Below are 10,751 nucleotides of genomic sequence, written 5' to 3' on the forward strand. Positions count from 1 at the left end.
CGGTCCGCGGAGCTTCTTGGTGAGAGGAGCCGACGGCGGACCGCCATACGCTTAAAATTTGCCTCTTAGGCGCCCTTGAGCACTTCGAGCAGGGTCTCGCCAAGCTTCGCCGGCGACGGCGAGACGCGGATGCCCGCGGCCTCCATCGCAGCGATCTTGTCCTCGGCGCCGCCCTTGCCGCCCGAAATGATCGCGCCCGCGTGACCCATCCGCCGCCCGGGAGGGGCGGTGCGTCCCGCGATGAACCCGACCATAGGCTTCTTCTTCGGTGAATTCTTGATGAATTCCGCCGCAGCCTCTTCGGCCGACCCGCCGATTTCACCGATCATGATGATCGACTCGGTTTCGTCGTCGTCGAGGAACATCTGAAGCACGTCGATGAACTCGGTGCCCTTGACCGGGTCGCCGCCGATGCCGACGGCCGTGGTCTGGCCCAAGCCCACCTGGGTGGTCTGGAACACGGCTTCGTAGGTAAGCGTCCCCGACCGGGAGACAACACCCACCGAGCCGCGCTTGAAGATATTTCCCGGCATGATGCCGATCTTGCACTCGTCGGGCGTCAGCACGCCGGGGCAGTTCGGGCCGATCAGCCGCGACTTGGAGCCGGACAGGGCGCGCTTGACCTTGACCATGTCGGCCACCGGGATGCCCTCGGTGATGCAGATGATCAGGGGGATCTCGGCCTGGATGGCCTCCAGGATGGAGTCGGCGGCGAACGGCGGCGGGACGTAGATCACGCTGGCCTCGGCGCCGGTCTCCTGGACCGCCTCGGCGACGGTGTCGAACACCGGCAGGCCGATATGGGTCGTGCCGCCCTTACCCGGGGTGACGCCGCCGACCATCTTGGTGCCGTAGGCGATGGCCTGTTCGGAGTGGAAGGTGCCCTGGCTGCCGGTGATGCCCTGGCAGATGACGCGGGTTTCTTTTCCGATGAGGATGGACATTACGCGGCCCCCCGAACGGCCTTGACGATCTTTTCGGCGCCATCCGACAGGTCGTTGGCGGACACGACGTTCAGGCCGCTCTCGGCGATGATCTTCTTGCCGAGCTCGACATTGGTGCCTTCCAGGCGGACGACCAGCGGCACCTTCAGGCCCACTTCCTTGACGGCCTCGACCACGCCCTCGGCGATGATGTCGCAGCGCATGATGCCGCCGAAGATGTTGACGAGGATGCCCTTCACGTTCGGGTCGGCGGTGATGATCTTGAAGGCCGCGGTGACCTTCTCCTTGCTGGCGCCGCCGCCCACGTCGAGGAAGTTGGCCGGCTCGGCGCCGTAGAGCTTGATGATGTCCATGGTCGCCATGGCCAGGCCGGCGCCGTTGACCATGCAGCCGATCTCGCCGTCGAGGGCGATGTAGGAGAGGTCGTACTTCGACGCCTCGATCTCCTTGTCGTCCTCTTCGCTGGTGTCGCGCAGCTCGACGATGTCGGGATGGCGGAAGAGGGCGTTGCCGTCGAAGCTGACCTTGGCGTCCAGCACCCGCAGGTGATCGTCCTCGGTGACGATCAGCGGGTTGATCTCGAGCATCTCCATGTCCTTGGCCAGGAAGGCCGCATAGAGCTGCGAAAGCAGGGTCGCGGCTTCCTTGGCCAGGCCGCCGGTCAGGCCCAGCGACTTGGCGAGCGTGCGGCCGTGGTGCGGGAAGACGCCGGTGGCCGGGTCGATCGAGAAGGAGACGATCTTCTCCGGCGTGGAGGCGGCGACCTCCTCGATGTCCATGCCGCCCTCGGTGGAGGCGACGACCGAGACCCGGCTCGTCTCGCGGTCCACCAGCAGGGAGAGGTAGAGCTCGCGGGCGATGGCCGCGCCTTCCTCGATATAGAGGCGGTTGACCTGCTTGCCCTTGGGCCCGGTCTGGTGGGTGACGAGCACCCGGCCGAGCATCTCCTGCGCGTTCGCCTTGACGTCGGCGGCGGACTTGACCACCCGCACCCCGCCCTTGGCGTCGGGGCCCAGCCCCTCGAAGCGGCCCTTGCCGCGGCCGCCGGCGTGGATCTGGGACTTCACGACCCAGACCGGGCCTCCCAGCTTCTCGGCGGCCTGGGCCGCTTCGTCGACGGAGAAGGCGGCGTAGCCGCGCGGAACCGCCACGCCGAACTCTGCGAGGACGGCTTTGGCTTGATGCTCGTGGATGTTCATGAGGCCGCGATGTTGTCGCTGAAATCGTCCCGCCCAGCCGGCGGGTTCTGGCGCTTATAGGAGCCGCATTTCAGCGTGGCAACCGGGGGCGGGAGGCTTTTTCCCCCGCATTCGGCGGCGCCGCGGGGGAAGGCATGCCCTTCTATCCGAAGAACAGGCTCCACATCGTCCGCCCGGGGATGAAGGCGATGATCAGGTTGATCGCGAAGCCGCCGTAGAAGAGGCCCATCATGGCCCGCCGATGGCGCGCCACCTCGCGCCGCCGGGCCCACAGGACCGCCAGGGGCAGGATGATCAGGGTCCAGCCGGTGAACAGGTGGATGAACGACCAGCTCCCGTGGTTCAGGCTGGTGATGAAGAGGGTCGAGCCGGCCGTCACCGAGACCAGCGCGACCCAGACCCAGCCGGCGACGCGGTGGAAGGCGCGGCCCTTGCGCACGGCCATCAGCACCCCGCCCAGCGCCAGGGCGGCGAGCGCGGTGTAGAGGTGGACCTGGATCACCGGCGGAAGCTGCGTCAGCCGGGCGAGGTCGGGAGCGTGCGGCCGGGCCTGCGCGGCGGCGCCCGCAATGTCGTCCAGGGCGCCGCCCATCGCCGCGGCCAGGATCAGGGCGACGACGCCCATCGAGAGGGCGAACCCTTTGAGGAACCCGCCACGGGCGGGGGCGGGGGGCGTTTGCGAAGCCAGCGACATCCGTTATCTCCCAAGGCTCGGTGCGGCCGGCGGGCCGCGTGTCTGTCGGCCGAGGGATGCGGACGGGATGGGCGGGCGGCCAGGGCGTTTGCGCCAAGTGACGCGCGCCGTTCGTGAAGCGCAGGGGCCCGCCGCCGGCGAAGCGCCGACCGCCGCCCGGCCCTGGCGGTTCGGCCCCTATGACGGCATGTCGGGCTGGCTGCGGGGCTTCGCCCTCGCCATGGCCGTCGGCCTGTTCCTGGCCCTGTCGGGCGCCTTCGGAACGCTGGAGATCCCGCTGTGGCGGCGCCTGGCCTACTGGCTCGGACTGATGGCGGCGGGGACGGTGATGGGCGGCGCCGTCGCCCGGCTGTTCTTCCCGCGCGGCGACCCGCCGGGGCCGGCGCGGCGGCTGTGGCTGAACGGGCTCCTGGCCAGCCTGGCCATGTCGGCGCCCTTCACCGTCGTGGTCTGGCTGGGGTCGCGGCTGATCCTGGGGGGCGACCTGCCGCTCTCGCGCCTGCCCGTGCTCTTCGTTCCGGTCCTCATGGTCGCCCTGGTGATGACGGCGCTGAACACCCTGGTGGAGCGGCAGCGGACCGCACTGGCCCTGGCCGCCGCCGCGCCTTCGCCGCCGAAGCCGGTGAAGTTCCTGGAACGCCTGCCCCTGCGGCTGCGCGGCGCCGATCTGTGGGCCGTCGAGGCCGAGGACCACTATCTGCGCCTGCACACCTCCAGGGGGCAGGACCTGATCCTCATGCGCCTGGCCGACGCCGTGGCCGAGCTGGACGGGCTGGAGGGCGCCCAGGTCCACCGCTCCTGGTGGGTGGCGCGGGCGGCGCTCACCGACGTCAAGCGCGGCGACGGGCGGGCGACGCTGACGCTGAAGGACGGCGCCCAGGTCCCCGTCAGCCGCACCTACGCCAAGGCCCTGCGCGAGGCGGGCTGGTACTGAGGCCTATCCGGCCCGGCGGCGCTTCCAGTCCTCGCGGCTCTGGCCCCAGACGTCGACCTCGACGTCCATGGGCGGCGGCAGCCGGGCCTGGCGCAGGATGGACGAGCCGAGCCGCCGGGCCACGGCCTGGGAGTTCACATTGGCGGGCTCGATGGTGTGGATCACCTCGGTCCAGCCCAGATGGTCGAAGGCCCAGTCGATGGCGGCGGTCGCCCCCTCGGTGGCGTAGCCGCGGCCCCAGCAGTCGCGCACGACGCCCCAGCCGACCTCCGTGCCGGGCCAGCCGTGCGGCCGCCAGGGTCCGAGCCGCCCCACCCAGCGCCCGCTCTCCTTCTCGATGACGGAGAACATGGAGAAGCCCTCCAGCGCCCAGGCGCCGGCCATGGTCATCATCGAGCGCCAGACCTGCGGCGGCGTCCCGACGCCGCCGATGTAGCGGGCGGCCTCCTCGTCGGCGGAGAAGGCGCACCAGGGCTCGAAATCGGCCATGGTCGGGGGCCGCAGGACGAGGCGCGCCGTCTCCAGGGTGGGGCCAAGCTTCTCCGCCGCCGGCGATCCGGCCTCGACCTTAAAATTCACCTGTCCCTGCGCCTCCCCAGCGCGTCTTCGCATCGTTCAGCCGCAATTCAGGCGTAAGGTGGGAGGCTTGTCGATATCGGATACGAAACCCCGCCTTCGAGCCCCGCCATGAGCCAGGACCCGAACCCCCCGACCGAGCCGGACGATCTCGTCCTGCCGCCCCGCGATCCCGCCCCTGCGCGGCCCAGAGTCCCGCCGGCCCTGTGGATCGGGGGCGGCGTCGCCCTGGCCGCCGTGGTCGGGCTGTCGGCGGCGCTGGCGGTGAACGGCGGTCCGCCGAAGCTCCGCTCCGAGACGGCGCTCGACATCGAGATCGCCGAGGTCGCGCCGGCGCCGATTCCCGAGTCCTCGGGCGAGCCCCTGGAGGTGCTGCCGCCCGACATGGCCGCCGCCGCGCCCGAGGGTCCGGTCCTCGACCTCGCCCAGGCCGATCCGGAGCCCGATCCCGGGGCCGTCGAGCCGCCGCACGAGCGCGAGCCGCCCGCCCTGCGGATTCCGGCCAACAATGTCGCCCCGCCCAGCTTCGACTGCCGCTACGCCCGCAGCCGGGCCGAGCTGATGGTCTGCGCCGATCCGGGCCTGGCCGAGGCCGATCGCCGGCTGGAGGCCGCCTACCGCCGTGCGCTGGATGCCGGCGTGCCCGCCTGGCGGCTGGAGCGGCAGCAGCGCCGCTGGCTGCGCGCGCGGGAGGATGCGGCCTTCGATGCGCCGGAAGCCGTGGCCGGCGTCTATGACGCCCGGATCGCCGAGCTGCAGGCGCTGGCCGACGGGGTCCCGCCCTTCGCCGCCGGGCCGCCGCCCGAGCCGCCGCCCGCGCCTGTCGCGCCCGAAGCGCCGGCCGCCCCCTGGCCGCTCTGGCCTTGAGCCGAAACGCGAGAGGGCGGCCCCGTCGCCGGGACCGCCCTCCGATAGGCGCGCGATGACGGCGGGGCTTAGCCCAGCATGTCCTTCACGGTCTCGCGCTCGCCGACCAGCTCCTCGTTGGTGGCGGCGATCTTGGACTTGGCGAAGTCGTCCATCTCGTAGGAGGTGACGACCTCGTAGCCGTTCGCCGTGGACTTCACCGGCATGCCGGCCCAGACGCCCTCGGCGAAGCCGTAGCGGCCCTCGCTGTTGACGGCGACCGAGTGGATCTTGCCCGGGGTGGCCAGGTCGCGGACGTGGTCGATCAGGGCGTTGGCCGCCGAGGCCGCCGAGCTCTGGCCGCGGGCTTCGATGATGGCCGCGCCGCGCTTGCCGACGGTGGGCAGGTAGTCGTTCTTCAGCCAGGCCTCGTCGCCGATCACGTCAGCGGCCGCCTTGCCGCCGATCTTGGCGTGGGTGAAGTCGGCGAACATGGTCGGGCTGTGGTTGCCGTAGATGAAGAGGTCGCTGACCTCGTTGATCGACACCCCGGCCTTCTTGGCCAGTTGGGCGCGGCCGCGGTTCTCGTCCAGGCGGACCATGGCGGTGAAGCGGTCGGGCGTCAGGCGCTTGGCCTGGCTGGCGGCGATCATGCAGTTGGTGTTGCAGGGGTTGCCGACCACGGCGATGCGGGCGTCGTCGGCGGCCACGGCGTCGATCGCCTGGCCCTGGGCGATGAAGATCTTGCCGTTGTCCTTCAGGAGGTCGGCGCGCTCCATGCCCGGGCCGCGCGGCTTGGAGCCGACCAGCAGGCACCAGTTGGCGTCCTTGAAGGCGACCTTCGGGTCGTCGGTCAGAACCATGTCCTGCAGCAGCGGGAAGGCGCAGTCGTCCAGCTCCATGGCCACGCCCTTGAGCGCCTTCTGGGCGCCTTCGGTGGGGATTTCGAGGAGCTGCAGGATGACCGGCTGGTCCTTGCCCAGCATCTCGCCCGAGGCGATGCGGAAGAGCAGGGCGTAGCCGATATTGCCGGCCGCGCCGGTGACCGCCACGCGGACGGGGGGCTTCGTGGTCATGGGAGGGCGCTCCTCATAGAGATGGCGAGACGATGTGGCCGGTCCCGTAGCCCATGGCGCGCCCCTGCGGCAAGGCGCCACCGGTTGCTCAGCCTGCGCGGGTCGCGCTAGCTCAGCCCATGACCGGCCTCGACCCCGCCTTCCTCGCCACCTCGCACGAACTGGGCGAGCTCGCCCTGTGCCACGCCCGCCTGCAGGCCGACGCCCGCTACGCCTGGATCGTTCTGATCCCGCGCGGCGGCGCCTATCGCGAGATGGAGGACCTGCCGGCCGGCGCGCCGGAACAGCTGATGGGCGAGATCCTGCGCGCCGGCGCGGCCGTCCGCGCCGTGGGCCAGGCCCTGGGCCGGCCGGTGGAGAAGCTGAACGTCGGGGCGCTGGGCAATGTCACGCCGCAGCTGCACGTCCATGTGGTCGGCCGCCGGGCCGACGACGCCGCCTGGCCCGACCCGGTCTGGGGCCGCGGCCAGGCCGCGCCCTACGACGCCGGGGCGCTCGACCGGGCCATGGCCGCCGCCCGCGCCGCCCTCGGCCTCTAGGGCTCAGGCCGCGCGGCGGTTCGCGGCGGCGGGGGCGGCCGCGGACGCCAGCTTGAAGCGGCCGACCATCTGGGTCAGGCGGTCGGCCTCGGTGCTGACCGACTGGCTGGCCGCCGCGCTCTCTTCCGACATGGCGGCGTTGCGCTGGGTCACCCCGTCCATCTGGCTGACGCTTTCGCTGACGAGGGCCAGGGCGCGGGCCTGCTCCTCGGCGGAGGCGGCGATCTCGGCCACGAGGCGGTCGATGTCGCCCACCTGGCCGGCGATGTCCTCGATCGCGCCGCCCGTCCGCTGGACCAGCTCCACCCCCTCGCCGACGTTGCGCGACGACTCGCTGATCAGGGCCTTGATCTCCTTGGCCGCGTCGGCCGAGCGCTGGGCGAGGGCCCGGACTTCGGAGGCGACGACGGCGAAGCCCTTGCCCGCCTCGCCCGCCCGCGCCGCCTCGACCCCGGCGTTCAGGGCCAGGAGATTGGTCTGAAAGGCGATCTCGTCGATCACGCCGATGATGGTCGAGATGCGGCCCGCCGAGCCCTCGATGCGGGCCATGGCCTCGACCGCATCGGCCACCACCTGCCGCGTGGCGTGCGAGGCGCCGGAGGCCTGGCCGATCACCTCGCGGGCGGCGTGGACGCCCTGGGCCGTCTTGCGCACCGATTGCGCGGTCTCCTCGAGGGCGGCGGCCGATTCCTCCAGGCTGGCGGCCTGGGTCTCAGTGCGGCGGGACAGGTCGTCGGAGGCGCGGCTCAGCTCGTCGGAACTGGCGCGCAGGGTGTGGGCCAGTTCGCTGATCGCGGCCATCATGGCGCCGACCTGGTCCATGGCGCCGTTGAAGTCGGCGGCGAGCTGGGCGTAGGCCTCCGGCAGGTCGCCGGTCAGCCGGAAGGTCAGGTCGCCCGCGGCCAGGCGGCGCATGGCCTCGCCGATGCTGTCGACCACCAGGGTCCGCTCGCTGGCCAGGGCCCGGGCCTCGGCCTCCTTGCGGGCCCGTTCGGCGGCCTCTTCGGCGGCGGCCAGCTCGGCGTCGGCCTGGCGCTTGGCGACGATCACGTCCCGGAAGTGGGCCAGGGCCTTGGTCATGGCCCCGATCTCGTCCCGCCGGCCCGCATGGGCGAGCGCCAGGTCGGTGTCGCCCTCGGTGAGACGGCCCGTGTCGCGGGTCAGGCTGTCGAGCGGGCGGATGATGGATCGGCTCACCCGCAGGCCCATGATGATCGCCCCGGCGAGGATGGCCAGCACGCCGGCCGCGATGGCCGCAAGCATCACGCGATGGCCGGCCACGGCCGCGGCGGCCTCGTCGTGGGCCATCCGGGCGACCAGGTTCTCGAGGTCGTGGAGGGCTTCGATGCGCGCCGAGGCGGCGTCGAACCAGGCCTCGCCCGACAGACCTTCGCCCCCCTGGAGGAAGGCGGCGCGCATGTCGACGAAAGTCCGGTTGGCCGGCGAATTCTCGAAGCCGGACCACCGCGTGTTCAGGGCCTCGTCGGCGTTGATCTGGATCGCGCGCACGGCGCCGGCCTCCTCCCCCTGCAGGAAGGACAGCCTCGCCTTGGCGCCCTCGACCTCCCCGGCCGCCAGGGCGCCGGCGCCGAGCGCACGTTCCTGGCCGGCCATCTCCTTGGCCAGGAGGAGGGCCGAATAGGCGCGGAAGGTTCGGCCGAGCTCGGCGTTCTCGCGGGCGGCGTCGCCCCCGATCTCGTGGAGGGCGTCCAGGCCGGACCCGATGATCGCGCTGTAGGCGGCCAGGACGCCGGCCGGCTGGGCGTTCAGGCCGTCCACCTGCTGGCGCAGTTCGGGCAAGGCTTTCAGGGCGCGGCCCAGGGGCGTCGCCGCCGCCCCGCCGAACCGGCGCTCGGCCTCGTCATAGGCGACGGCCGCCGCGTCGACCTTGCGCCGCTGTTCGGCCAGGGCCGGCGACAGGACGCCGGCCTTCAGGCTCAGATTGGACAGGCCGCGCTCGGCCTGCAGCTCGTGGATCAGGCGGCCGGCCGCCGTGGCGCCGTCGATCTCGGCCATGACGCGCACGCTGGCGTGCAGGCTCGCCCAGCTCTGCTCGACGATGACGCCGGCGGTGAGGAGGAGGGCGAGGATGGGAATGAGCAGGATGAGGTGGATGCGCTGGGAGATGGTCATCGGGGCCTCGGTCGCGAACGGACGCGCCAAGCCTCTTCCCTGACGGGCTTTCCCAAAACTTAAGGTTGTCGCTCGCCCCGGCGGGCGCAGCGCGGCGACGGCGCCGGACGGCCTGCTCCGGACGGCTCAATTGCTTGAGAAATAAGGTCTTCCCGCCTCAGCTGGCGGCCTGGGGCGGGAGGTCGCGGGAGATGCGACAAATGGTTGCAGTCGCGGGTTACCGGCGGCGCAGCACCACGTTCCGCGGAACGCTGTCCTCGATCAGCTGCCCCGTCCAGGCGCCGTCGCCGGCCGCCGACAGGGTGGCCACGCTGGGCGGCGCGCCGCGTCGCGGCGAGAAGCGCAGGGTGACCTGGGTTCCCTGGCGATCGACGTCGTCCAGGAAGCCTGAGCCGTCCAGGGCGCCGGGCCTGCGGGTGTCGCGCCAGGCGCCTTCCAGCGGGCCGGAGCCGCGGTCGACGAAGCGCAGGGCGTAGAGCTCCACGCCGCCCGAGGTGACCAGGGCCCAGCTGCCGTCCAGCGGGCCCTGCAGCCCCTGCGCCGATTCGTAGGAGGCTCGCATGCGCGCCTCGTAGCTGCGTTCCTCGGCGGTCAGCCCGCTCCCCAGGCGGTCGCGTTCGTCGAGGAAGACGGGGTTCGAGGCGATGGTCGGCGCCGAGCGGTCGGCCACGCGCGGCGGCGGCGGCTGAGGCGCCGGGTTCGAGGGGCGGGCGGCGGCCACCGGCGGCTCCGGCTGCGGCGGCGGGTCGAGCGCGGGCGCGCCGCTCACGGCCCCGGCCGGGGCGGACTCAGGCGCCGGCGTCGGGCTCGACTCGGCCGGCGGGGCCGGCGGATTGGCCAGCAGCGCGCCGATGGGATCGTTCTCCTGTGCGGCCGCGCCGCCGGCGGCGGCCAGGAGGAGGGGCAGGACCAGGCTCCGGGCGGGTCGAGCAAGAAGTCCCATGCGGCGTGCGGCTCCTGAAGTCTGCGGTCCGGCGGCGGCTCAGTCGGCGGCGATGGCCTGGGCCACGGCGAGGAGGCGGCGCGCCTCGCCAAGGTGCAGACGCTCGACCATCCGGCCTTCGACCCGGATCACGCCCCTATCGGTATTTTCAGGCGAATCAAAGGCCTCGACCACCTTGCGCGACCACTCCACCTCTTCGGGCGCCGGCGAAAAGGCGCGGTTGGCCGTCTCGATCTGGCGCGGATGGATCAGGGTCTTGCCGTCGAAGCCGAAGGCCGCGCCTTGCGCGCACTGCCGGGCCAGGCCCTGGTCGTCCTCGATCTCGTTATAGACGCCGTCGAGAATGGCGAGCCCGTGGGCGCGGGCGGCCGCGACCATGAGGGAGAGGGGCCCCAGCAGCGGCGTGCGCTCCACCTCGGGCCGGCAGCGCATCTCCTTGGCCAGGTCGTTGGTCCCGACGACGAGGGTGGTCAGGCGGTTCTCCGCGGCCGCGGCGCCGAGCGCGTCCAGGCCGAAGAGGACGGCGCAGGTCTCGACCATGGCCCAGAGGGCGGTCTCCGGCGGCAGGGCTGCGGCGTAGGCGGCCAGGTCGCCGGGCCCGTCGACCTTGGGCGCCAGCACGGCGTCCGGCCGCGCGCCGGCGGCGGCGGCGAGGTCGGCCTTCCCCCACTCGGTGGACAGGGCGTTGACGCGGATCACCACCTCGCGGCGGCCGAAACCGCCCGCGCGCACGGCGGCGCAGGCGGCCTCCCGCGCCTCGGCCTTCAGGTCCGGAGCGACGGCGTCCTCCAGGTCGAGGATGACCACGTCGCAGTCGAGGTCCTTGGCCTTCTCGATCGCCCGGGCGTTGGCGGCGGGCATGTAGAG

The 10,751-nt window shown here is 72.3% G+C and carries 11 protein-coding genes; 3 read left to right on the forward strand and 8 right to left on the reverse strand.

Annotated features, from left to right (window positions below):
- Nucleotides 1-65: 65 nt before the first annotated feature.
- From sucD to H2041_RS16800, 3 genes are all read right to left on the reverse strand, one after another.
- Nucleotides 66-944 carry a succinate--CoA ligase subunit alpha gene (gene sucD / locus H2041_RS16790; RefSeq protein WP_293414672.1) on the reverse strand — a complete coding sequence of 293 codons (879 nt, stop codon included), beginning with the start codon at nt 942-944 and terminating at the stop codon, nt 66-68.
- Nucleotides 944-2,143 carry an ADP-forming succinate--CoA ligase subunit beta gene (gene sucC / locus H2041_RS16795; protein ID WP_293414674.1) on the reverse strand — a complete coding sequence of 400 codons (1,200 nt, stop codon included), beginning with the start codon at nt 2,141-2,143 and terminating at the stop codon, nt 944-946. The genes sucD and sucC overlap by 1 nt, the downstream gene beginning before the upstream one ends.
- Nucleotides 2,144-2,285: 142 nt before the next feature.
- Entirely contained in the window at nt 2,286-2,837 is a 552-nt protein-coding gene (locus H2041_RS16800) for a DUF2306 domain-containing protein (protein ID WP_293414676.1), read from the reverse strand.
- A gap of 97 nt (nt 2,838-2,934) precedes the next feature.
- Here H2041_RS16800 and H2041_RS16805 point away from each other — a divergent pair, with 97 nt between their 5' ends.
- On the forward strand, nt 2,935-3,771 hold the full coding sequence (locus tag H2041_RS16805; RefSeq protein WP_367134164.1) for a LytTR family DNA-binding domain-containing protein: 837 nt from the start codon (nt 2,935-2,937) through the stop codon (nt 3,769-3,771).
- A 3-nt stretch (nt 3,772-3,774) separates the two neighbouring features.
- Here the strand turns inward: H2041_RS16805 and H2041_RS16810 are convergent, their stop codons facing one another.
- Complete coding sequence (locus H2041_RS16810) at nt 3,775-4,350, reverse strand: GNAT family N-acetyltransferase (RefSeq protein ID WP_293414680.1); 576 nt, start codon at nt 4,348-4,350, stop codon at nt 3,775-3,777.
- 108 nt (nt 4,351-4,458) lie between these two features.
- Between H2041_RS16810 and H2041_RS16815 the strand changes: the two genes are divergently transcribed.
- Nucleotides 4,459-5,214: a lysozyme inhibitor LprI family protein gene (locus H2041_RS16815; RefSeq protein WP_293414682.1), complete on the forward strand. Its 756-nt coding sequence runs from the start codon at nt 4,459-4,461 to the stop codon at nt 5,212-5,214.
- A 68-nt stretch (nt 5,215-5,282) separates the two neighbouring features.
- Here the strand turns inward: H2041_RS16815 and H2041_RS16820 are convergent, their stop codons facing one another.
- On the reverse strand, nt 5,283-6,269 hold the full coding sequence (locus H2041_RS16820; protein WP_293414684.1) for a malate dehydrogenase: 987 nt from the start codon (nt 6,267-6,269) through the stop codon (nt 5,283-5,285).
- 119 nt (nt 6,270-6,388) lie between these two features.
- Between H2041_RS16820 and H2041_RS16825 the strand changes: the two genes are divergently transcribed.
- Nucleotides 6,389-6,808: an HIT domain-containing protein gene (locus tag H2041_RS16825; protein WP_293414686.1), complete on the forward strand. Its 420-nt coding sequence runs from the start codon at nt 6,389-6,391 to the stop codon at nt 6,806-6,808.
- A gap of 3 nt (nt 6,809-6,811) precedes the next feature.
- On the opposite strand, the gene H2041_RS16830 is transcribed toward H2041_RS16825, so the two are convergent.
- The 3 genes from H2041_RS16830 to H2041_RS16840 all read right to left on the reverse strand — a co-directional run.
- Nucleotides 6,812-8,941, reverse strand: a complete 2,130-nt coding sequence (locus tag H2041_RS16830; protein WP_293414688.1) for a methyl-accepting chemotaxis protein — start codon at nt 8,939-8,941, stop codon at nt 6,812-6,814.
- A gap of 217 nt (nt 8,942-9,158) precedes the next feature.
- On the reverse strand, nt 9,159-9,884 hold the full coding sequence (locus H2041_RS16835) for a hypothetical protein (RefSeq protein WP_293414690.1): 726 nt from the start codon (nt 9,882-9,884) through the stop codon (nt 9,159-9,161).
- 39 nt (nt 9,885-9,923) lie between these two features.
- Nucleotides 9,924-10,751: CoA ester lyase (locus H2041_RS16840; protein WP_293414692.1), on the reverse strand; the 828-nt coding region annotated here is incomplete at its 5' end.

The sequence above is a fragment of the Phenylobacterium sp. genome (assembly GCF_013911965.1).
Classification (GTDB): Bacteria; Pseudomonadota; Alphaproteobacteria; order Caulobacterales; family Caulobacteraceae; genus Phenylobacterium.